The 20263-nt window shown below is 66.0% G+C and carries 24 protein-coding genes; 8 read left to right on the forward strand and 16 right to left on the reverse strand.

Translation table 11 applies throughout. The features are described from left to right. Positions 1 to 32 precede the first annotated feature (32 nt). Both BMX07_RS05820 and BMX07_RS05825 read left to right on the forward strand, forming a co-directional pair. Positions 33 to 818, forward strand: a complete 786-nt coding sequence (locus tag BMX07_RS05820) for an NRDE family protein (RefSeq protein ID WP_090615215.1) — start codon at positions 33 to 35, stop codon at positions 816 to 818. A gap of 112 nt (positions 819 to 930) precedes the next feature. Continuing rightward, complete coding sequence (locus tag BMX07_RS05825) at positions 931 to 1281, forward strand: helix-turn-helix transcriptional regulator (RefSeq protein ID WP_090617169.1); 351 nt, start codon at positions 931 to 933, stop codon at positions 1279 to 1281. A gap of 124 nt (positions 1282 to 1405) precedes the next feature. Here BMX07_RS05825 and BMX07_RS05830 read toward each other — a convergent pair whose 3' ends face one another. The 3 genes from BMX07_RS05830 to gatC form a co-directional block, all read right to left on the reverse strand. Further along, entirely contained in the window at positions 1406 to 1819 is a 414-nt protein-coding gene (locus BMX07_RS05830; RefSeq protein ID WP_090615218.1) for a DUF8048 family protein, read from the reverse strand. A gap of 93 nt (positions 1820 to 1912) precedes the next feature. Beyond that, the gene (gatA, locus tag BMX07_RS05835) at positions 1913 to 3190 is read right to left on the reverse strand and encodes an Asp-tRNA(Asn)/Glu-tRNA(Gln) amidotransferase subunit GatA (protein ID WP_090615220.1); all 1278 of its coding nucleotides are present in this window, start codon (positions 3188 to 3190) and stop codon (positions 1913 to 1915) included. A 2-nt stretch (positions 3191 to 3192) separates the two neighbouring features. Beyond that, complete coding sequence (gatC, locus tag BMX07_RS05840) at positions 3193 to 3471, reverse strand: Asp-tRNA(Asn)/Glu-tRNA(Gln) amidotransferase subunit GatC (protein ID WP_090615223.1); 279 nt, start codon at positions 3469 to 3471, stop codon at positions 3193 to 3195. A gap of 185 nt (positions 3472 to 3656) precedes the next feature. On the opposite strand from gatC, the gene BMX07_RS05845 reads away from it, so the two are divergent. Continuing rightward, on the forward strand, positions 3657 to 4646 hold the full coding sequence (locus tag BMX07_RS05845) for a transcription initiation factor IIB (protein WP_090615227.1): 990 nt from the start codon (positions 3657 to 3659) through the stop codon (positions 4644 to 4646). A 137-nt stretch (positions 4647 to 4783) separates the two neighbouring features. Continuing rightward, the gene (locus tag BMX07_RS25420) at positions 4784 to 4909 is read left to right on the forward strand and encodes a hypothetical protein (RefSeq protein WP_281246937.1); all 126 of its coding nucleotides are present in this window, start codon (positions 4784 to 4786) and stop codon (positions 4907 to 4909) included. A 185-nt stretch (positions 4910 to 5094) separates the two neighbouring features. Here the strand turns inward: BMX07_RS25420 and nirK are convergent, their stop codons facing one another. Next, positions 5095 to 6183: a copper-containing nitrite reductase gene (gene nirK / locus BMX07_RS05850; RefSeq protein ID WP_090615230.1), complete on the reverse strand. Its 1089-nt coding sequence runs from the start codon at positions 6181 to 6183 to the stop codon at positions 5095 to 5097. A gap of 232 nt (positions 6184 to 6415) precedes the next feature. On the opposite strand from nirK, the gene BMX07_RS05855 reads away from it, so the two are divergent. From BMX07_RS05855 to BMX07_RS24250, 3 genes are all read left to right on the forward strand, one after another. Next, positions 6416 to 7333, forward strand: coding sequence for an alpha/beta fold hydrolase (locus BMX07_RS05855; protein WP_090615233.1), 918 nt, complete (start codon positions 6416 to 6418; stop codon positions 7331 to 7333). A 179-nt stretch (positions 7334 to 7512) separates the two neighbouring features. Then, a complete protein-coding gene (locus BMX07_RS05860; protein WP_090615236.1) occupies positions 7513 to 10002 on the forward strand; it encodes a heavy metal translocating P-type ATPase in 2490 nt (829 codons plus the stop codon). Positions 10003 to 10142: 140 nt separating this feature from the next. Continuing rightward, positions 10143 to 10304 carry a hypothetical protein gene (locus BMX07_RS24250; RefSeq protein ID WP_175480061.1) on the forward strand — a complete coding sequence of 54 codons (162 nt, stop codon included), beginning with the start codon at positions 10143 to 10145 and terminating at the stop codon, positions 10302 to 10304. A 348-nt stretch (positions 10305 to 10652) separates the two neighbouring features. Here the strand turns inward: BMX07_RS24250 and BMX07_RS05865 are convergent, their stop codons facing one another. From BMX07_RS05865 to BMX07_RS05915, 12 genes are all read right to left on the reverse strand, one after another. After that, complete coding sequence (locus BMX07_RS05865) at positions 10653 to 11375, reverse strand: aldo-keto reductase family protein (protein WP_090615240.1); 723 nt, start codon at positions 11373 to 11375, stop codon at positions 10653 to 10655. Between the two features lie 29 nt (positions 11376 to 11404). Continuing rightward, positions 11405 to 13150, reverse strand: a complete 1746-nt coding sequence (locus tag BMX07_RS05870; protein WP_090615246.1) for a cytochrome c oxidase subunit I — start codon at positions 13148 to 13150, stop codon at positions 11405 to 11407. Positions 13151 to 13152: 2 nt separating this feature from the next. Next, positions 13153 to 13695 (reverse strand): cupredoxin domain-containing protein, encoded by a 543-nt coding sequence (locus BMX07_RS05875; protein WP_090615251.1) that lies wholly within the window; start codon positions 13693 to 13695, stop codon positions 13153 to 13155. Between the two features lie 4 nt (positions 13696 to 13699). Then, positions 13700 to 13849 (reverse strand): hypothetical protein, encoded by a 150-nt coding sequence (locus tag BMX07_RS24255; RefSeq protein ID WP_175480055.1) that lies wholly within the window; start codon positions 13847 to 13849, stop codon positions 13700 to 13702. A 143-nt stretch (positions 13850 to 13992) separates the two neighbouring features. Next, positions 13993 to 14655 carry a cytochrome c biogenesis CcdA family protein gene (locus BMX07_RS05880; RefSeq protein ID WP_175480104.1) on the reverse strand — a complete coding sequence of 221 codons (663 nt, stop codon included), beginning with the start codon at positions 14653 to 14655 and terminating at the stop codon, positions 13993 to 13995. A gap of 1 nt (position 14656) precedes the next feature. Next, on the reverse strand, positions 14657 to 15187 hold the full coding sequence (locus tag BMX07_RS05885; RefSeq protein WP_090615258.1) for a TlpA family protein disulfide reductase: 531 nt from the start codon (positions 15185 to 15187) through the stop codon (positions 14657 to 14659). A gap of 3 nt (positions 15188 to 15190) precedes the next feature. After that, positions 15191 to 15940 carry an SCO family protein gene (locus BMX07_RS05890; RefSeq protein ID WP_090615261.1) on the reverse strand — a complete coding sequence of 250 codons (750 nt, stop codon included), beginning with the start codon at positions 15938 to 15940 and terminating at the stop codon, positions 15191 to 15193. A 145-nt stretch (positions 15941 to 16085) separates the two neighbouring features. Then, positions 16086 to 16673, reverse strand: coding sequence for a cupredoxin domain-containing protein (locus BMX07_RS05895; protein WP_090615264.1), 588 nt, complete (start codon positions 16671 to 16673; stop codon positions 16086 to 16088). Positions 16674 to 16940: 267 nt separating this feature from the next. Then, positions 16941 to 18398, reverse strand: a complete 1458-nt coding sequence (gene cyoE / locus BMX07_RS05900) for a heme o synthase (protein WP_090615267.1) — start codon at positions 18396 to 18398, stop codon at positions 16941 to 16943. Between the two features lie 90 nt (positions 18399 to 18488). After that, positions 18489 to 18752 carry a DUF2249 domain-containing protein gene (locus BMX07_RS05905; protein WP_090615268.1) on the reverse strand — a complete coding sequence of 88 codons (264 nt, stop codon included), beginning with the start codon at positions 18750 to 18752 and terminating at the stop codon, positions 18489 to 18491. 99 nt (positions 18753 to 18851) lie between these two features. Next, positions 18852 to 19085: a DUF2249 domain-containing protein gene (locus BMX07_RS05910; protein WP_090615269.1), complete on the reverse strand. Its 234-nt coding sequence runs from the start codon at positions 19083 to 19085 to the stop codon at positions 18852 to 18854. 76 nt (positions 19086 to 19161) lie between these two features. Further along, positions 19162 to 19389, reverse strand: a complete 228-nt coding sequence (locus BMX07_RS05915; RefSeq protein ID WP_090615271.1) for a DUF2249 domain-containing protein — start codon at positions 19387 to 19389, stop codon at positions 19162 to 19164. Between the two features lie 135 nt (positions 19390 to 19524). On the opposite strand from BMX07_RS05915, the gene BMX07_RS05920 reads away from it, so the two are divergent. Beyond that, the gene (locus tag BMX07_RS05920) at positions 19525 to 20199 is read left to right on the forward strand and encodes a helix-turn-helix domain-containing protein (RefSeq protein WP_090615273.1); all 675 of its coding nucleotides are present in this window, start codon (positions 19525 to 19527) and stop codon (positions 20197 to 20199) included. The last annotated feature ends 64 nt before the right edge of the window (positions 20200 to 20263 follow it).

Raw genomic sequence — 20263 nt, forward strand, 5'->3', positions numbered from 1 at the left:
GAGTTAAGGCGCTGGCATTCATACCACAACTCGTGTGTACGCTCGCGCTCGCCTGGCAGGTTTTCGACGACGTACCGGTCGCCGTCGCCGCGAACCGCGACGAGGCCCTCGGCCGGGAGTCGGTGCCGCCCGCGATCTACGCCGAAGAGCCGCTGGTCGTCGCGCCGCAGGACGCGGAAGCCGGCGGCACCTGGATCGGCTACAACGAGCACGGCGTCTTCGCGGGAATTACGAACAAGTGGACCGACGTCGCCCTCGCCGGCGACCGCTCTCGCGGACTGCTCGTCGCGGACGTCCTCGAGGCGGAGTCCGCCGCGGACGCCCGAGCGATCGTCGCGGACGCGACCGCGGACGACGAGTACAGCGGCTTCTACCTCGTCGTCGCCGACGCGGCGGACGCGTTCTGCTACCGATGGGACGGCGCGCTCTCCCTGACCGAGTTCGAACCGGGCGTCCACGTCGTCGTCAACGTCGCCGTCGACGACGACACTGACGTGCCGTCAGTTCGCGCCGAGGCCGGACGGGAACAGGCGGCGAACGCTCGAGCGGTGCGGGCGGCGCTCGCGACCGATCCGGACGAGACGGACGAGACGGCGGCCGACTGGCTCGAGCGCGCGGGGGACGTGCTCGGCGACCACGAGTACGGCGTCTGCGTTCACGGGGACGGGTTCGGTACCCGATCGTCGTCGCTCATCGCACTCGGGCCCGAGACGAGGCGGTACGCGTTCGCGCCGGGGCCGCCCTGTCGAACGAGCTACGCCGACGTGGCCGTCGCCGCCGGCATCGGTGCCGATACCGCTCTCGATAGCGAGCGCTGACGGCGCTGCCCCGGCGCTCGAGCGGGAAGGGCACATTTAAGCGGCTCGCTCTCTCTCGTACTGATATGGACGCACTCCTGCCTGTAGCGACGCGCACGGCGAGGTGGTCACCGTGAGCGTTTCCACGGCCGAAGCCGAACTCACCGAGGACGAGCGAGCGGGTCTCGAACTCGTCCGGGAAACCGGCGGCATCCACCAGAGCGACTTCTGGAAGGAACTGGACGTCTCCTCGCGCAAGGGCAGTCGGATCGTCGAATCGCTCGTCGAAAAGGAGCTCGTCGATCGGGAGGAGACGGTCTACGACGGACACAATACCTACTATATCGCGCCGACCGCACGCGACCTCGATTTCACGCTCCTGATGGCCGGCGACATGCTCTCGCCGTTCATCGGCGAGGAGGAGGTCGATCCCAACAGCGATGCCTTCTCGCAGTGGATCATGAACCTCGCGTACGAGGAGTGACACCGCTGGTCTCGAGCGAGCGTCCGACGGAGCGCGGAGCGTCTTTTTGCTGGCCGTCACCGCCGGTAGCCGTTCGACCGACTCGACCGAACGACCCGTTCCCGAGCGGTGGCGTCCCGACGCGTCACTCGTAGGGATCGAACTGCTCGATGAGAACGAAGGGGTCCCGTTCGCGGTTGTAGTAGGAGACGTCTCCGTCGAGGGCCTCGATGAGCCGTCGGTGGACTTCGCGCGCAGCACGGCCCTCGTCGGGCTCGAGGTGGTGTTCGCCCCGCATGTCGGTCCAGAACCCGCCGTCGAGCCAGAGCAGCGTTTCGCTGTTGGACTGGTAGACGACCTCGCCCTGTTCGGTCAGTCCATCTATCGCGAGCTGGCGGCCCGAAAGCTGTGCACGAGCGAGGACCGCGATGAGCTGGCGACGCGACACGGGCGCGTGAAGTGCGACGTTGTCGATCGTGTCGCCGAAATACGCCTCGACGAGGTCGCACGCTCTCGAGAACTCGTCGAATTCGACTTCCTGGTTCTGTGCGATCTTCATGAGAGTCTCCCTGACGGATCTATCAGTGTAGATAGTGTTGACAGACGTATACAAAAAGGTATCCGTTGGCGAACCGACGGGTGGCAGGTCCGCTCAGGCGAGCGCGCTCGCGGCGCGAATCAGCCGCTCCTCGCCGAACGCCGGGCCGACGAGCTGGAGGCCGACGGGCAGGCCGTCGGTTTCGCCCGCCGGGACCGAGATCGCGGGGAGGTCCGCGAGGTTGACCGGAACCGTGTTCGCGTCGGCGAGATACAGCTGGAGTGGGTCGTCCAGACGCTCCCCGAGTTCGAACGGCGGAACCGGCATCGTCGGCGACGCGAGCACGTCGGCCGCCGACAGCGCCTCGTCGAAGTCCTGCTTGACCCACGCGCGAGCGTCCTGTGCCTTCTTGTAATACTTGTCGTGGTAGCCGGCCGAGAGCGCGTAGGTCCCGAGCAGGATCCGACGCTTGACCTCGTCGCCGAAGCCCTCCTCGCGGGCCTTCGCGAAGGTCTCGTTCCAGTTACCGTCGTAGCCGCCCGAGTGACCGTAGCGGACGCCGTCGAACCGCGCGAGGTTCGACGAGGCTTCCGACATCGCGATCACGTAGTAGGCCTCGACGGCGTGTTTGACGGAGGGCAGGGAGACCTCGTGGTACTCGGCGCCGCGATCCTCGAGATCACCCAGCGCGTCCCAGAACGTCTCGACGACGCCCTCGTCGGCCCCGTCGAGGAGCTCCGTGGGAACGCCGATCGAGAGCCCGTCGACGTCGCCGGTCGCGGCGTCGGCGTAGCTCGAGTCGTCACCGGCGCGTGGCGGCTCGCGCGTCGTCGCGTCGCGCTCGTCGCTGCCGGCGATCACGTCGAGCAGCCGTGCGGCGTCTTCGACCGTCTCGCCGAAGGGGCCGATCTGCTCTAAGCTGTTCCCGTAGGAGACCAGACCGTACCGCGAGACCAGGCCGTACGTGGGCTTGATGCCGACGACGCCACAGAAGGCAGCGGGGCAGCGGACCGAGCCGCCGGTGTCCGAACCGAGCGCGAGGTCGGCCTCGCCGGCGGCGACCGCGGCCGCGGACCCCCCCGAGGAGCCGCCGGGGACGTGACCCGGCGCGGCGGGATTGTCCGTCTCGCCGAAGTAGGAGGTCTCGGTGGTGGTCCCCATCCCGAACTCGTCCATGTTCGCCTTGCCGACGATGGTCGCGCCGGCCGCCGTCAGGCGCTCGACGACCGTCGCGTCGTAGGGCGGGACGTAGTCCTCGAGCATTCTCGAGCCGCAGGTCGTTCGGACGCCCGCCGTCGAGATGTTGTCCTTGACGGCGACGGTCGTGCCGGCCAGTGGCCCCTCCTCGGCACCCTCGATCCGCTCCTCGGTGATGAAAATGGTGTCCGACATGATCACGAGACGTTCGGCCCTTTGAAGTAGCCGTCCTCGGTTTCCGGCGCGTTCCGCAGCGCCGCCTCGGTGTCGAGCGAGGCGCGCTCCTCGTCCGGTCGCATCACGTTCGCGAGGTCGGCGTCCCGATCGACTTCCGGCACCTCGTCTAACGTCTCGAAGTACTCGAGGATGTCCGCGAACTGCCCGGTGAACCGGTCGACCTCGTCGTCGTCGAGGTCGATGCGAGCCAGCTCCGCGACGTGACGGACCTCCTCGGGACTGACGGCGTCGTCGCTCATACGTGTCCGCACCGGCCTCCGGAGAGTAAGCGTTTCGATACCGTCGGCAGACCCACGATCGCACTCCCGCGTCGTCGACGTCTCCGCCCCGCCGCGCTCCCGTAATCCCAACAGTTAAGTGACAGTAATATAGTACTATGAGTCGAGAGAGCGTTTTCCAGCGACTGGTCCCCGATACGCTGACAATGACTGAGACTCCCACTCGAACGCAGACCGACGAGCGACACCAGACCGAGCCGAAAACCGACCCCGAAACGCCGACCGAAACGACCCGCGAGCGAGAGCAGTGTCCGGAGTGTGACGGTCGGCTGGTCGCAGACGACGAACACGCGGAGACGGTCTGTGTCGACTGCGGCTTGGTCGTCGAGGAAGCCGAGATCGACCGCGGCCCCGAATGGCGCGCGTTCGACGCCGCCGAGAAAGACGAGAAGTCCCGCGTCGGTGCGCCGACGACGAACATGATGCACGACCAGGGGCTGTCGACGACCATCGGCTGGCAGGACAAGGACGCCTACGGGAACTCGCTGGGGTCGCGCCAGCGCCAGAAGATGCAGCGCCTGCGCACCTGGAACGAGCGCTTCCGGACCCGCAATTCCAGGGAACGCAACCTGAAACAGGCGCTGGGCGAGATCGACCGGATGGCCTCCGCGCTGGGGCTCCCCGAAAACGTCCGCGAGACCGCCAGCGTCATCTACCGCCGGGCACTCGAGGACGACCTCCTGCCGGGCCGCTCGATCGAAGGCGTCGCGACCGCGTCGCTGTACGCCGCCGCCCGTCAGGCCGGCACGCCGCGCAGCCTCGACGAAATCTCGGCCATCTCCCGCGTCGAGAAAAACGAGATCGCCCGCACCTACCGCTACGTGGTCCGCGAACTCGGCCTCGAGATGGAGCCGGCCGATCCGGTGAGCTACGTGCCGCGGTTCGCGAGCGACCTCGAGCTCTCCGACGAGACCGAACTGCGGGCGCGGGATCTGCTGGCGACGGCGAAAGCGGAGGGCATCCACAGCGGCAAGTCGCCGGTCGGCCTCGCGGCCGCCGCGGTCTACGCCGCCGCGCTCCTGACCAACGAACAGGTCACCCAGAACGACGTCAGCGACGTCGCCAGTATCTCCGAAGTCACCATCCGGAACCGGTACCACGAACTCCTCGAGGCCGAGGACGGAGCAACGAGCTGAGCGCCCGCGAACCGCGTCCCGGCTCGGCCGTTCAATACGAAATTACCTCTCCTAATCACTTACTACCGGATCGATCGCTGCAGCACAACGGTCGCAATCGGTTCATACTCAAGGCCGTTTCCGTCGACCCCGGTCGTATGCACTGCGATAACTGTGACGCCGACGAGGTCGCGTACACGTTGACGACCCACGTCGAACCCGACGGAACGGACCACGTCGAGCTTCACTTCTGCTCGACCGACTGTCTCCGCGTCTGGACGTGACGGAGCGGGGCCGTCCGAGACGGACCAATCGATCGACGAGTCGCGAGCGGGGTACTCGGCAGTTCATGTCGTCCGCGAGCGGACCGCTGGCTCTGCTCGAGCGACATCGATTTGCGAACGCCGAACAGTACGGGCCGCGAACGACCTCGAGCGGAAAAAGCGAATTATCAGTTGGTCGATCCCGCTCACGGATCTTCGTCGTAGACGTCTCGGGTCGGTTCGCCTTCGACGTTGACGACGGCCAGTGCGCCCCGACGGGTCGCACGCGTCAGTGCGTGGTCGACGATCTTGACCGGGCCAGGGACCGGGAACTCCATCTCGGCGGCGGTGGTCGTCCCGGGCGCGACGGGCGCGGTTTCGATGTTCTGGTCGGGCTCGCTCAGGAGGTCGCCGTCGCGGTAGTAGCGGCTCCAGACGTTCCCGATTGGGTGGAGCGAGCTCAGCAGGTTCGGCCCGCCGTTGGCGAAGTACACTCGGGCGGTCTCGCCGGTTTCCGCTTCCATCGGCCCGACGCCGTTACCGGTGAAGCCGTAGGCCTGGCCGTTGAACACGACGTACGTGGGCTCTTCGGCCATCATGGCGTCGAAGTCGAAGCTGTGGTGGCCCTCCTCGCCGACGTCGCCGTCGGTGTAGATCTCGTGTTGGCCGAGATAGTACTCGTTGTCGACCTCGGGGAGGCCGTCTTCGGGCTCGACGAGGATCGAGCCGAACATGCCGCTGCTGATGTGCTGGTCCATGTTCGGGATCGCACAGTGATAGATGAACACCCCCGCGTAGTCGGCGGTGAAGCTGATCTCCGCTGGATCGTCGCCAGGCCCGATCGTCGTCGCGTCGGCGCCGCCGCCGGGGCCGTAGACCGCGTGGAAGTCCATGTTGTGCGCGGCCACGTTCAGATCATCCGGGACCTCGAACGTGAGGTTGACGCGGTCGCCGCGGCGGACCCGAATCATCGGCCCCGGCACCTGTCCCTCGAAGGTCATGTACTCGAACGTGACGCCCGGCTCGATCTCGGCGGTCAGCCGCTCGGTCCGCACCGTCACGTCGTGTTCGCGTGGCTCGTCCCAGTCGACCGGCGCTGGGATATCGGTCGGATCCCGCGCGATCCGGTCGACGTCGACGGCCTTCGCCGCCGGCAGTCCTTCCTCATCCGCCGTCTCGTCGGTTTTACCGCTGTTCTCCTGCGTGTCGCCCTCGAGACAGCCGGCCACCGCCAGCGCGCCGGTCGCCCCGATCGCCTGTATTACCTGCCGTCGGTTGAGATTGGATTGGGTCATCGTCCTATCTGAAGATAGTAGTGAACATATGATCAAGTATGGAGACGGTTCTCGGAGGATAGTAATCGAATCGGCCGATCCCGCTATACCGTGGGCAGTTAAGTACCCTCCCCCGGCCATCGTGATTGGTGCGGGTTCTGAGTCCCGTTGCCCGCTCGTCGCCGATCGTCGCTCGGCCTCCTGCAGGTGATCGTCCACAACCGGTATTGCGTCTCGCGGTCCAGTCCGAGACATGAGACCGAATCCACGAGCGACGGCCGCTGGTTCCGGGGTCGAGGTCGCCGTTCCGTCGGTCGAATTGGATTCACATCGACGAACCGTCAACGGGGTCGCGTTGCACGTCGTCGCCGCCGGCGATGAAGCGGACCCGCTGATCGTCCTGCTGCATGGGTTTCCCGAGTTCTGGTACGCCTGGCGGGCACAGATTCCGACGCTCGTCGAGGCCGGGTACCGCGTACTGGTCCCCGACCTGCGCGGATACAACCTGAGCGAGAAACCCGACGGAGTGAGATCGTACCGGGTTCGCGAATCTTCTCGAGACGTCGTCGATCTGATCGCGACGGAGAACCGTGACGTCGCACACGTCGTCGGGCACGACTGGGGTGGCATGGTCGCCTGGGACCTCGGGCTCCGACACCCGGAGACGGTCGACCGGCTCGCCGTCGTCAACGCTCCGCACCCGACCGCCTATCTACAGCAGCTCGCCGCAAACCCCGAGCAACTGTTCCGGAGCCTGTACGCCGTCTTCTTTCAGCTTCCGTGGCTGCCCGAGCACGTCTGTCGATACGGCGACTACCGCATCCTCGAGCGAGGGCTTCGCAAAACGGCTGCACCGGGAACGTTTAGCGGAGACGACTTGGCTCGCTATCGTCGGGCCTGGGGTCGAGACGGGGCGCTCACCGGAATGCTCAACTGGTACCGTGCGGCGGCACGGTATCCGCCGATTCCGAGAACCGAACGGGTCGAGGTACCGACGCTGATCGTTTGGGGAGAAAACGACAACGCACTCGTCCCCCAGCTGGCCGTCGACAGTGCGGACTGTTGTGACGAGAGTCGACTCGAACTACTGCCGGAGACGAGCCACTGGGTGCCACACGAAGCACCGGCGCGGTTGACGTCGTTGCTCCTCGAGCACGTCGATCGTGAGTAACGGAGTCGTATCCGTCGTCGGGTCGAGACTCGGCTTGCCGTTCGTGAGCCACAGTGATCGCTGCCCGTCGCTGGCGATCTGATCGTCGGTGAATCCGGAGCAAGTCCGGCGACCGAATAGGACCCCGAACGGGTTCGGGGGTACGGCTACCCGCCGCGTGGACGACTATCGATCGTGGAATGAGTTCCTGCTCGCTCTGCGGGCTTCCGATTCCCGACCGACCGGTAACGGCGGCGGACGTAGAGGGAATCTTCTGCTGTCGCGGCTGTCTCGAGGTGAGCGCGAGCCTCGCGGAGGTCGACGACCTCGACCGAAACGCGGTCGTCGACCGTGCGACGGAACCGGACGATCGCGAGCTGCCCGAAGGGGGTGAGGAGGCGTTTCTCGCGATCGATGGGATGCACTGTTCGACCTGCGAGGGGTTCGTTTCCCTGCTTGGCGAACGAGCGCCCGGTATCCTGACGGTCGAGGCGAGTTACGCGACCGACACTGCCCGCGTCGTCTACGACCCCGACCAGTTGGACGAGTCTGAGCTCCCCGAGACGCTCTCAGGGTACGGTTACGAGGCCCGGTTCCGCGACGACGACGGCGAGACGGCCCGTGCCGACGAGGAATTGGTCCAGCGGCTGCTGGCCGGTGGGTTCCTGGCGATGCTCGTCATGCCGTGGTACCTGTTCTACCTCTACCCGAGCTACGTCGGGATCGAGACGGGAATTCTGACCGTCGACGCGACCTCGCCCGTCGGCGTCTACTTGCCGATGGCGATGATCGGTGTGTTGACGAGCGGCGTGTTGTTCTACACCGGCTATCCGATCCTGCGGGGGGCGTACGTCAGTCTGCGGGTCAGACAGCCGAACATGGATCTGTTGATCGCGATCGCGGCCGTCTCGGCGTACGCGTTCAGCACTGTCGCGCTAGCGATGGGGAGCACGCATCTCTACTACGACGTGACCGTCGCCGTGATCCTGATCGTCTCGCTCGGAACCTCCTACGAACGCCGGGTCAAGCACCGGGCGACCGACCTGCTCGCCGACGTGACCGCCGCACGGGTCCGCGAGGCAACTCGTCGAACGACGGAGGGGACGGAAACAGTCCCGGTCGATCGGCTCGCCGCGGGCGACGAGGTACTCGTCAGACCCGGTGAACGGGTTCCGATCGACGGCGCGGTCCTGGAGGGGACGGCGGCCGTCGACGAGTCCGTACTCACCGGCGAGTCGGTGCCGGCCACGAAGCGACCGGGGGATCGGGTGGTCGGCGGGTCGATCGTGACCGACAGCGCGCTCGTCCTCGAGGTCGGCGAGGACGCCGAGAGCACGCTCGACCACATCGCGACGCTCATGTGGGAGATCCAGAGCGCGACGCCGGGCGTCCAGCGGTTGACGGACAGGCTCGCAACGATCTTCGTTCCGTTCGTGCTGACGCTGGCGCTCGTCGTGACGGGCTGGCGTCTCGCCGCAGGAACGGGGGTGGGAGACGCGGTACTCACGGGGCTGACGGTGCTCGTGGTCTCCTGTCCCTGTGCGATGGGGCTGGCGACGCCGCTGGCGGTCGCCTCGGGTCTTCGCGACGCCCTGACGCGCGGGATCGTCGTCGCGAACGCGACAGTGTTCGAATCGGCACCGACCGTCGAGACGGTCGTCTTCGACAAGACGGGGACGCTGACGGCGGGCGAGATGACGGTCCTCGAGGTCCACGGAGACGACGACGCGATCGATCTCGCCGCGGCCGTCGAGCGCCGTTCGGAACACCCGGTCGCCGATGCCATCGTCGCCCAGGCCGCGGCCGAAAGAGCGGACAGAGCGGAGACGGACGCACGCATCGCGTCCGACGGCGGCCGCCTCGAGTCGGGGACGAACGGGGACTCGAGCGCTGGGCTCGAAGTCCGTGACTTCGAACGGCATCCCGGCGAGGGCGTCAGCGCGACGGTCGAGGGGGCGGTGCCGTCCGCCGTCGGCCCAGATTGCGCCGATGAGACGCGAGGCGGTGATCGGGTCGTCGTCGGCACGCCGGGGCTCGTCGAGCGGCTGATCGGCCCGGTGCCGGCCGACCTCGAGGCGGCGCTCGACGACGCTCGAGACCGGGGGCGACTCCCCGCGGTCGTCGGCTACGACGGCCAGGCGAGAGCCGTCGCCGTCGTTGGCGACCGGACGCGCGCCGAGTGGCGGGACGTCCTCGGGTCGTTCGCCGACCGAGAGGTGGTCGTGTTGACGGGCGACGACGCGGCCGCCACCGAGACGTTTCGAGACCATCCGTCGGTCGATCGCGTCTTCGCGGGCGTCCCGCCGGACGGGAAAGTCGAGACCGTCCGGCGGCTCTCCGGCGAGGGCGTGACCGCGATGGTCGGCGACGGAACGAACGACGCGCCCGCGCTGGCCGCGGCGGATGTCGGGATCGCCCTCGGCAGCGGGACTGCCCGCGCGACCGACGCGGCCGACGCGGTCGTCACCTCGAGTGACCTCCGCGCCGTCCGTTCGGTGTTCGATCTGGCGGACGCCACCCGGCGGCGTATCCGCGAGAACGTCTGCTGGGCGCTCCTGTACAACGCCGTCGCGATCCCTCTCGCCGCGGTAGGGATCATCAATCCCCTCTTCGCGGCCGTTGCGATGGCGGCCAGTAGCGCCATCGTCGTCGTCAACTCCGCGCGGCCGATACTCGACGACGACCGGTGAGCCCGTGTGGGAGGCGATCCGTCTCACCGCCGCGCCAGTCGGGTTCGAGTATCGTCTCGTGAGCGCACAGTCGAGTTCGTTCAGCACCCGAACCGCGCTTCATCCCGTGCCCTTATTGGTGAGTGTTGCTAACACTACGCATGGCCATGGATCGGAGACGGGTCCTCGTGTCGTCTGCCGCCCTCATCACGGTCGTACTCACCGGCTGTGGCGACCCGGAGGACGATCCCGATGATGAAGACGGCGGTGGCGGATACACGCTCGACGAACCGGCGCAGTCGAGGCCTCGAGGCGACACCTGAATGCTGAGCCGACAGCGTGCCTCTCACGGGGAGCACCCGTATCCCCGATGAGAGACTCGGAGACGCATCAGAAAAATTCACGACAGTGTCCGGGTGATATCGTTCACGACGCGGATACGTACTCTGCGAACCGCTTTTCGTTCGTTCGGTGCTCACGAATCTCTCTTTCGACCGTGCGTATCACTGGCTCGTCTCGGTCTCGACCCCACGTGATCAGGATCGCGCTGTCGGACTGTCGTCTCGGAATCGTCACGAGATCGTCACTCCCTGGCTGCCGACTGGTGATTTCCCGCGACTGTCGGCCTGAGAGTCACGCAGTACCGTCGTTCGGGAACGACGGAATCGAGTCTACGCCTCCGGAACTGACGACACGGACCGACGGTACCGTCGCAGGGTTTCGTCGTCCTCGTCGCGGAGTTCGACGATGAACTCCGTCTGGCCGACCACCTCCTCGAGTTCGTCCTCGCGGACGGAGAACTCGAACGGCGGCTCCTCGACGCGCGTGAGCCGACGGTTCCCGCTGGTTACGACGACGCTGTCGATCCCCTCGGACTCGGAGAGTTCACAGGAGACGACGCCATCCGACCGGGTACAGGAGAGATCCGGATCGACGTCCGAGTCCGAATCGCTCTCGAGTGGCGACTGGAAATCGAGCAGCATGGGGGAGATGGGGGCCGTCCCGAGGATCAGGACGATGGCCAGAAAGACGGAGAGATTGATCTTCGAGCCGTTCCGGGCGATCGTCCGCACCACCGGGTGCTCGGCGGTCCGTCGAAGCCGGATCACGAGCGGGACGATCACGGCGTGGGTCAACGGCCCCCAGAGGATGAGGACGAACCCGTAGGCCCTCGTGTACTTCAGAATCGTCCAGTCGATACCGTAGGAGAGGACGAGACTCGAGGCCGACCAGCAGAAGAACCCGAAGAAGAGCAATCCGGCGCTCTTGAATAGCCGCCAGATCGGCGTGTTCGCGTAGTAGACGCTCAGCAAGTCCCGCCATGCCCGTCCGAGGAGGTACTTGATCGACTCGAGCGGCGATGCGGTCGCGTCGGCGTCGGAGTGTGATGGCATGGGTAGTGATCAGTGAAGCGGGTGGTCGATCAAGCGCCGATCGACCAGAGCTGGGTCAGCAGATACCAGTTCAGCAGATAGGTTATCGCGAACGCAGCGAGGAAGACCAGACAGAGGACGAACGTGCCCCGCATTTCGTAGGCGTGGACGGGATCGTCCGGATCTTGAGCCATCCCGAGCCCACCGTCGGCGACGAGATCTGCGTTGTCGTCCCCGTTCTCGATCCGGTCGCCGAAGACGAGCGAGCCGACCGCCACGAGGACGAAGAGTACCCCGCCCGCGATCGCGAGGAGGGCGAAGATCCCGAAAATCGCGAACAGCGGCGCCGCAGCCGAGAGGCTGAACTCGGTGCCGGGGATGTTCTCGACGACCTCGGCGGTTCGGCGCGGGACGCCGTAGAGAATGCCGACGTACATCATCATCAGGACGGCAATGCCCATCGCAGCCGAGTAGAAGAACGGCTGGATCGACGCGAGCCGTTCGGAGATGTACTGGCGCATGAACATCGTCCGGATCACGAAGAAGACCAGACCCATGAACGCGACCGTCGTCCCGAGGACGACCGTTGCGTGGAAGTGACCGACCGTCGCGAACGTGTTGTGCCAGGTCATGTTGAGTTGGAGCTGTCCCATCATGACGCCCGTGATCCCCCCGAGGAATCCGAAGAGGATGATCGAGAAGATCGTCGATGAGAACACCGGGTTCGACCAGGGCGCGGACGTCAACCAGCCGAACAGGCCGCCGCCTTTCCCGCGCTTGCGCCGCCCGGCCTCGATCCCCGCTGGGATGGCGAACGCGTGGATCAGACTCGCGAAGGTCGCCCCGTAGAACGCGTACGACGTGTTCCAGAGCCGCCAGCCTGTCGACACTGCGGGGTCGGAGAGCAGGTGGTGTGCCGCCCCGAGGTTGATGAAAAAGAGATAGAGGATGAAAGCCGTTCGCGAGACCTTCTCGCTGACGACCTCCGCGCCGGCGACGACGTGGGTCAGGAAGTACCAGACCGCGATCATCGCCACGAGGTTGATCTGCTGGGTCCCGTGGCCGATGATCCAGTACATCTGGCGGTACCAGGCCGCGTCCCACCACTCGATCATCTCGAGTCGCCAAAACAGGGTGGGGACGAAGGCGAACAGGCCGCCGACCAGCGCCTCGACGGCGATGATCGACGTGACGAACGCAGCGAAGCTGACGAGCGGGAGCGTCTTCCCCGGATTCTCGCGCTTCTCGTACCACATCGTGACGAAAAAGGGCAGCGCCGCGACGACGGTGCCCAGGATGAAGACGATCGCACCCGCGTAGAACAGCGGTGAGACGGGCATCGGGACGTAGGCGGTCAACAGCGGTGCCTCGTTGGGTGGTTCGGTGGTCCAGATGGCGTAGTTGACCAGTACGGCTCCCCCAACCATGACGGTCCATCCCGCCTTCGCGACCGTCGTGATCGGTAGCCGTCTGCCGAGCACCATCGGGCCGCCGACGTAGAGGATGGCGATCTCCATGAACACCATCCAGAAGATCAGCAGGTTCCACGCGTGCATGCTGAGGTGCGTGTAGAAGTCGGCGGGCTCGAGCAACCCGACCACTTCCCAGCGGGTCATCGCGACGGTAACGGCGAAGACGCCGCCGAACAGCAGGGCGACGACCGCCGTGAGTCCGAACAGTTTGACGAAGTTGTCGACGGAGCGGTGGACCTCGAGGCCCGTCACGGAACAGGTCCGGAACCCGTCGTCGCGATACTCGTTGTCGAACAGGCCGAGAACGTCGAGCGTGTGTGCCATCGTTATCCCTCCTCCACGACGATCGTGCCGTGCATACTCCTGTGGCCCTGCCCGCAGAACTCGTTACAGATGATGTGGTAGGTCCCGGGTTCGTCGAAGGTCATCGGGACGACCCACTCGTAGCCCGGCAGCACCTGCAGATTGATCTGTTTGCTGAGCGCATCCTCCGGCCGGAGGGAGAAGCCATGCTGGACGTCGAAAGAGTTCAGGTGAATGTCGTACTCCGTTCCTGTCTCGAGCACGACCGGCGCGCCATCCCACTGGAAGCGCATTGCCTGCAGGTACACGTCTCGATCCGGGGGGACGAGCCCGTCGTCGGTCTCGGTCGCCCGTTCCTTGTAGTCGTTTAGCTTGTCGCGGTACTCCTCACCCCCGATCCGGAACGTTTCGCCGATGGGATTCTGGTCGCCGATGCGCGTCCAGGCGCTCATCCAGCCGAAGAGGACGAGCGACCAGCCGACACCGAGCCCGAGCCAGATGGATTCGCGTCTGTTGACCGGTTGATTCCACCAGTTTCCGTCGGGGGGTTTGATCGGTGACGTCATGGAATCAGCCCAGTGGAACGGAGAACACGTCTATCCAACCCCACGCGACGTACGACAGGGCGAAGAACACCAGCGCTGCCGCCGCGAGCAACCAGATGCGGTCGTACAGTCGTTGCATCACCGGCGCCGATTCGCTCGAGGATGATTCAGCCATCGTTTCGTTCAGTCGGGACTCATTTTGATATCTGCATATCCGTTGTCCCGCACATATTCCCGTGAAACGTAGATCGCGCTGGGTCGAGTGGAGTCCCGTGGCTCGTCGGCCCGATCGAGCAAAACGAGGGGCAGTGGTCGGCGTCAGACCGCAGCGACGTACAGTTGGCCGACGCCGGCAACCACCAGTACGACGCCCGCGATGCGGACGACCCGTTCGACGTAGCCCGCGATACGACCGGCCCCGAGGGCGAACCCGAACGCCGTGGCGACCGTCATCGCGACCGTCAGGGTGCCGAACCCGAACGCGTACGTCCCCAGCACCAGCGCCGTCTCGAGCGGCGGCATACTGAGCGAGCGGAGCGCGAGCCCCAGAAACAGCGGCAGGACGCAGGCCGTCGCCGCGAGGGCGTACATCGCGCCGAAGAGGCCGAACCCCAGGACGGTCGAGCGCCGCTCGGGCAGGAGGACGTGGACGGCACCGCTCCCACCGAAGACCACCCACAGACCGAGTCCGATCAGTGCGATGCCGACGCCGTACTCGAGCAGGGGCAGCGCTCGCCCGACCGTCTCGCCGGCCGCGATCGCGGCGAGCGACAGGACGCCGAGCACGGCCATTGCGCCGGTGGCTGCCGCGAGTCCGCGGACGAGCGTTCCCGACAGCGGAGGTTTCGTCTCTTCACCGGTCGCGGCGACGTAGTACCCGACGTACCCCGGGAGCAGCGCGTACGCACACGGAGAAAAAAACGTGGCGACGCCGATGCCGAGGGCGAACAACATAGTGCCGAGCAGTCCGCCGCTCGCCACGTCACTCACCCCGCGAAGCGTCGATCGCCGTTCGGATCTCGTCGGCGGATTTCGCCCCTCGACCGGACCAGGTCACGGCGTTCGTCTCGTCGAGGACGAACGCGTAGGGAACGCCGGAGGCGTCGAGCGCCTCCGTCAACTCGAGGTCGGTGTCGAGGGCGACGGGCCAGTTCCCGTCGTGGTCGCGCCACCAGGTCGCGACGTCTTCACGGGTGACGGTATTCCCGACCGGCTCGCTCGTCGCCGAGACGAACTGTACGTCCCCGCCGACCTCGGCGTGGACGTCCGCGAGGGGCTCCATCATCCCCTCGCAAACGGTACACCAGGTGGCGAACAGTTCGACGAATGTCACCCGCCCGCGTTCGGGAACCATCGCAGTGCCGGCGTCGCTTCCCGGCGCGTCGATCGTCTCGAGTTCGATCGGTTCGATAGCCGTGTCGCTCTCGAGGGGGGTCCACTCGCCGATCGCGACCGCGCCGCCGCCGAGGACGGCGAGGCCGGCGGCACCCGCGAGTACCTCGCGACGGCGCATGGGTTACCACCCCTCGACGACGGCACGTGCGTCCTCGACGATCTCGTTCCCGCCGGGGGAGCCACCGGTGTAGGCCCGCTCGACGCGCCCGTCCTTGTTGACGAGGAGGATCAACGACGTGTGGACGAAGTGGCGGGCGTGGTCGCCATCCTCGTCGTGGTCGTCCCCCATGCGACCATCGTCCGACTCGTTACCCTGCTCGAACGCCACGCCGTACGTGTCTTCGACGATCGTCCTGGCGTCGTCCGGCGTCTCCGGCCGCAGGAAGTACCAGTTGCCAGGGTCGAAGTCCACCCCGAGCGTCTCGCCGTAGGACTCGAGGACCTCGGCGGTGTCGTACTCGGGGTCGAAAGTAAACGGGAGAAACGCGACCTCGTCCTCGTAGCCCCGCTCGGTCGCGTCGGCCTGGACGCGCCGTAGGGCCGCGGTTAGACCGGGGCAGACCGTCGTACAGCTGGTGTAGATGAACGTCAGCATCGAGTGACGCTCGCCGGCGAACTCCGTGGTCGTGACCGCCCGGTCGTGCAGCGGGGCCGGGACGGTCACCTCCGGTATCGATTCCCCGTAGATCGGGTGTGGGAGGTCCGCGTTCTCGATCCGATCGTGGTTCTCCGGCGGCGAGAGGACGAGTCCGTCGTCCGAGTCGTCGGTCCGATTCAGTTGCGAACACCCTGCGAGGGAGGCAGCGACGGTCGTCGCACCCGCCACACGCAAGAACGTCCGCCTGTCGAGGGGTACGTCTGTAGGGGTCATCGTCTCGTCGAGAGATCGGCGCTGTACGAGCTAAAGCGATCTTTGGATTCCCATCCGCTTAGAAATCATCGAATATGTTCGGTACGATCTCCGGTGTTCGACGCCGGTGAGCCGATTCGAGCCGCGTCGTCGCGACCGCCACTTTTCACGGCCCGGCCTCGAGGACGGGGCGGCTTTCCTCGTTGAAGAGGGTTATCGCCTTGGCGACCTGCGACGGCAGCTCTGACTGCGGTTCCGTCATCGCGGGTTCCGAATCGGGATCGGGCCAGCCGACGACGACGCGGCCGACGTTCCCGGCGACTTCGTGGGACGTACAGACCTGCTGGGTGTCGACGTAATCGTAGACACCCTCGCTGTCGAAGGTGTGTTCGTAGGCCGAGCCCACGCCGGTGAGCCGGTCGCTTCCCCAGGGCTCGGTACCCTCGGGGGATCGGTGAGGGCCGTGACCGTCGGCGTGGTACGCGGTGACGTCGTGGCGCCCCGTCTCGACGAGCCACTCGACGGTACCGCCCGGGACGATGTGTACGATTTGGGGCTCGAACTCCGGATACGGCCGCGAGTTCGCCGTAACGGTGATTCCCTCGGCAGGGGTGCCCAGCTCCCCGGCGTCCTCGGGCGGCGTTTCCTCCCCGTCGCTCGAGCGACCGGGGATATCGTCGAGACAGCCCGCGAGTGCGAGGCCGATCGCACAGGCGGACGACCGAAGCGCAGCACGGCGGGAGATGGGTGTCATGATTTTAGTCGTGACGGGGTCGGGAGACGATTCACTCGCCATCGAGTTCGACGAGGTTGGCAGTGCCGGCTGGATCGGGTCGTGATCCTCACGAATGTCTCTGTGGGGACACTGGTTCAATGGAAACGATGATTCTCGGTCGGTGGATGTGCGACTGTACGTGTTCGGACGGGCGTATAAAAGGGACGTCGCTGCACTCTCGGGCGGCGTTACGCACGACCGGGACGTCAGTGCGGCGAAAGACGGCACCGTGCGCTCGCGGCCCGGTCAGGCGGCGACGACGAGCGTCTCGAGGACGATCGCGAGGAGGATCGCCCCGAGGTAGTAGTTCGAGACGTAGAACGAGCGGAGCGCGACCTCGTCCGTCGGTGTGCGGTACTGACTGATCACCGACCGCAGGAAGACGCTACCCAGAGCGATGGACGTGACCGCGTAGACCCAGCCCAGCCCGGCAACCCAACCGAGAACGCTCGCGGCCAGCAACGTCGCACCCAGATAGAACGCGACGTGTCGACGTGCCGCCGGGACGCCTTCGACGACGGGGTACATCGGAAAGCCGCCGCGCGCGTAATCGTCGCGAAATGCGATCGCGAGGCTGTAGAAATGCGCGGGCGTCCACAGGAAGATCACCGCTGCGAGTGCGAGCCCGGGCGCGCCGACGGTTCCGGTGACGGCAGCCCACCCGATAACTGCGGGGAGTGCTCCAGCACCGCCGCCGAGAACTGTGTTCCAGGCAGTGTTGGGTTTCAGCAGGACCGTGTAGAGGACGGCGTAGTAGACGATCGCCGCGAAGGTAAGCGCCGCCGCCAGCGCGTTCACCCACGTCACGAGTACCAGCATCGACGTCGCCACGAGTGCGACCCCGAACACGATGGCGTTCCGGGCCGGGACGATGTCGTGAACCAGCGGCCGGCCGTTCGTTCGGTTCATCCGCCGATCGCGGTCGCGCTCGTGGACGTGATTGAACGTTCCGCTCGCGCCGATGGCGAGGACGCCACCGGCGAGGGTGGCGATCGCAGTCGTCGGTTCGAGCGACGCGCCGGTAAGCGTCGCCAGTCCCATCCCGGCGAGTGCGACGAGGCAGAGCAGCCACATCAACCGCGGTTTGGTGAGCGTCAGGTACGCGCCGGCCGTCCGCCGGAGACGGGCGAACGACCCGTTCGGCCGCTCGCTCGAGATCGTCGTCTCCCCGGGATCGTCGTCGCCGGTCGCCGAAACGGGTTCCGACCGGTCCCCCGCGATCGAGAGCGCTGCGTTCCCACCCGGTGCCGCTTCCTCGCGTGGGTGGTCCTCGAGCGTTCGGACGAGCGCGACGAGGAGGCAGGCGAAGATGAGCATCGCGAGTGCGAGATGAACCGTACTCGCGATGGCGGGGCTCCCGACGAGAATAGCGGCTCCGATCACGATCTGGACGGGGAAGAGAACGACGACGCAGCCGACGAGCCGGGCCACGCGGCGATCGACTGCGGTTCGCCTGACGGCGAGTCCGGACGCGGCGACGAGGGCGCCGGTGACGAGGGCCGCGACACGGTGGCCCCAGAAGAGCAGCACCTCGCCAGTCAGCGAGCCGAGGCCCGAATCGGACGAACACGTCAGTAAAGTCGAACAGTTCGCTGCACTATCGGTCGTCGAGACCGCAGTCCCGAGTGCGACGAGAACGTACGCTGCGACGGTCGTCGTTGCGAGCAGGTCTGCAAATCGTCGTCGGTTTGTAACAGCTCTCATCTGTCGAAGATCACTACACTCACGGTCACCCTGCGAACTGGCGGTTCGGGGCGACGGGTCGCCGATCGGATCGGCAGACGGGAATCGGCGCTAGTCACGCCAGATGACGGTCACGACGTCGTCGTCGCGCTCGATCGTCTCGTAGCGGTACCCGCGATCGTCCAGTTTCGGGAACAAAAACTGGGGAACGCGATCGTTGCGCTGGACTAGGACCGTGTCGTCGGGCAGTTCGACGAGCAACTCGAGGGTCTGCTGGAGGGGGTTCGGCGGCCCGAGCGATCGCACGTCGAGGGTCTCCTGCGATCGATCGCTCGGTGCATCGGTGCGGTCGACGACAGTGACGGGTGACGACATGCGTGCTGATTCGGCTCCTCGGTAGCTATCTTTCGTCCCGTACGTGTTCGGTTGTAGTCCGGCTGTGCGAGGAGCGACGAGGCGTACTCGTCCTCGACGCTACGCGTCCACTTTCGGGAACGTTGCGACGAACTCGTCGGGAGCGACCTGTTCGACCTCGTAGCCGTCGGCGTCGAAGCTGTCGACCTCGGCTTCGAACTCGTAGAACAGCGGTTTGGGTTCGTGGTCGTTGACGATGGTCAGCGTCTCACCCGGCTCGAGGGCCTCGAACTCGTCGTGGATGGTCGGGTGGCGATTCACCGGCGGGATGTCCCTGACGTCGAGTCGTGTCATGCAGTTCGAGTTCGGGATGGGCGCTGCATGCACGTTTGGGCGAACGTATTCGGGTGGTGACCGATCGACTCCTCGATTACGTCTGTTCGATGCGCACGTGCCAGACGCCGCCGTCGCGCTCCTCGCTCTCGTGGACGAACCCGCGGTCGTCGAGAACGTCGTAGAGCGGCTCCGGTTCGAACGGGGCGATCAGCCGCAGTCGTTGCTCGGCTCTCAGGTCCTCGAGCGCGGCCACGATGAGGTCGAACGGCGGACCGTCGATCTCCCTGACGTCGAGGGTTCGTTCCGTCGTTTCGGTTGCCATCGGTTTCGTCTTCGATCCGCCGCCGGTTGGGCGTTCGTCCGAACCTGTTCGCGACTGTCGGACTTCCCGGCCGACGGGAATTCGGCGAACATATTCGTAGCCATCGGTACGTAGTGTCGACCGGAACACGTTCGTATGGCCCAAGCGACTCTTACCCTCACGATGCCCGAGGAGGTCTGGATTCAGCAGATATCGACGGACTATCCCGAGTCTACCTTCCGGGTGCTCGCGGCCGTCCCCGGTTCCGAGACCGGCTTCGCCCTCGTCCGAATCGCCGGCTCGGCGGTCCCCGAGGTGGTCGAAGCCATGGACGATCACCCCCAGCTCACCGAACTCTCGCTGGCACAGTGGAGCGACAACGAGGCGACGGTCCACTTCGAGACGACCGCACCCCTCCTGATGTTCTCCTCTCGGGAGTCGGGGATGCCGATCGAACTCCCGGTCGAAATCCGGGACGGCGAGGCGACGATCGAGGTCACCGGCTCCCGGGAACGGCTCGCCGAACTCGCCGAACAGCTCGAGCACTTCGGACTGCAGTACCGGATCGAACACGTCCGCGAGCGCCTCCACGAGAGCCAGCTACTCTCGGAGCGCCAGCTCGAGGTGATCGCCGCGGCGGTCGAAGAGGGGTATTACGACACCCCGCGACGATCCTCGCTAACCGAACTGGCCGACCACCTCGGCATCGCGAAATCGACCTGTAGCGAGACCCTCCATCGGGCCGAGGAGGCGATCGTCAAGCGATTCGTCGAGGACCTGCCGAACATCGACAACGACGAACCGCTCGAAGAGCAGCTCGCGAGCACCTGAGCAGTTCCTGCTGTGCGGCGTCTGCGCCACCCGATACTTGTAGTACCGAATATGTTCGCATTGA

Origin of the sequence: Natrinema salaciae, assembly GCF_900110865.1 — an archaeon.
GTDB lineage: Archaea > Halobacteriota > Halobacteria > Halobacteriales > Natrialbaceae > Natrinema > Natrinema salaciae.

What these genes read in the sequence shown, in the direction of transcription:
- BMX07_RS05830 (WP_090615218.1), bottom strand. Translation starts at nt 1,819, where the DNA reads ATGAAGATCGCACAGAACCAGGAAGTCGAATTCGACGAGTTCTCGAGA.
- gatA (WP_090615220.1), bottom strand. Translation starts at nt 3,190, where the DNA reads ATGTCGGACACCATTTTCATCACCGAGGAGCGGATCGAGGGTGCCGAG.
- gatC (WP_090615223.1), bottom strand. Translation starts at nt 3,471, where the DNA reads ATGAGCGACGACGCCGTCAGTCCCGAGGAGGTCCGTCACGTCGCGGAG.
- BMX07_RS05845 (WP_090615227.1), top strand. Translation starts at nt 3,657, where the DNA reads ATGACTGAGACTCCCACTCGAACGCAGACCGACGAGCGACACCAGACC.
- BMX07_RS25420 (WP_281246937.1), top strand. Translation starts at nt 4,784, where the DNA reads ATGCACTGCGATAACTGTGACGCCGACGAGGTCGCGTACACGTTGACG.
- nirK (WP_090615230.1), bottom strand. Translation starts at nt 6,183, where the DNA reads ATGACCCAATCCAATCTCAACCGACGGCAGGTAATACAGGCGATCGGG.
- BMX07_RS05855 (WP_090615233.1), top strand. Translation starts at nt 6,416, where the DNA reads ATGAGACCGAATCCACGAGCGACGGCCGCTGGTTCCGGGGTCGAGGTC.
- BMX07_RS05860 (WP_090615236.1), top strand. Translation starts at nt 7,513, where the DNA reads ATGAGTTCCTGCTCGCTCTGCGGGCTTCCGATTCCCGACCGACCGGTA.
- BMX07_RS24250 (WP_175480061.1), top strand. Translation starts at nt 10,143, where the DNA reads ATGGCCATGGATCGGAGACGGGTCCTCGTGTCGTCTGCCGCCCTCATC.
- BMX07_RS05865 (WP_090615240.1), bottom strand. Translation starts at nt 11,375, where the DNA reads ATGCCATCACACTCCGACGCCGACGCGACCGCATCGCCGCTCGAGTCG.
- BMX07_RS05870 (WP_090615246.1), bottom strand. Translation starts at nt 13,150, where the DNA reads ATGGCACACACGCTCGACGTTCTCGGCCTGTTCGACAACGAGTATCGC.
- BMX07_RS05875 (WP_090615251.1), bottom strand. Translation starts at nt 13,695, where the DNA reads ATGACGTCACCGATCAAACCCCCCGACGGAAACTGGTGGAATCAACCG.
- BMX07_RS24255 (WP_175480055.1), bottom strand. Translation starts at nt 13,849, where the DNA reads ATGGCTGAATCATCCTCGAGCGAATCGGCGCCGGTGATGCAACGACTG.
- BMX07_RS05885 (WP_090615258.1), bottom strand. Translation starts at nt 15,187, where the DNA reads ATGCGCCGTCGCGAGGTACTCGCGGGTGCCGCCGGCCTCGCCGTCCTC.
- BMX07_RS05890 (WP_090615261.1), bottom strand. Translation starts at nt 15,940, where the DNA reads ATGACCCCTACAGACGTACCCCTCGACAGGCGGACGTTCTTGCGTGTG.
- BMX07_RS05895 (WP_090615264.1), bottom strand. Translation starts at nt 16,673, where the DNA reads ATGACACCCATCTCCCGCCGTGCTGCGCTTCGGTCGTCCGCCTGTGCG.
- cyoE (WP_090615267.1), bottom strand. Translation starts at nt 18,398, where the DNA reads ATGAGAGCTGTTACAAACCGACGACGATTTGCAGACCTGCTCGCAACG.
- BMX07_RS05905 (WP_090615268.1), bottom strand. Translation starts at nt 18,752, where the DNA reads ATGTCGTCACCCGTCACTGTCGTCGACCGCACCGATGCACCGAGCGAT.
- BMX07_RS05910 (WP_090615269.1), bottom strand. Translation starts at nt 19,085, where the DNA reads ATGACACGACTCGACGTCAGGGACATCCCGCCGGTGAATCGCCACCCG.
- BMX07_RS05915 (WP_090615271.1), bottom strand. Translation starts at nt 19,389, where the DNA reads ATGGCAACCGAAACGACGGAACGAACCCTCGACGTCAGGGAGATCGAC.
- BMX07_RS05920 (WP_090615273.1), top strand. Translation starts at nt 19,525, where the DNA reads ATGGCCCAAGCGACTCTTACCCTCACGATGCCCGAGGAGGTCTGGATT.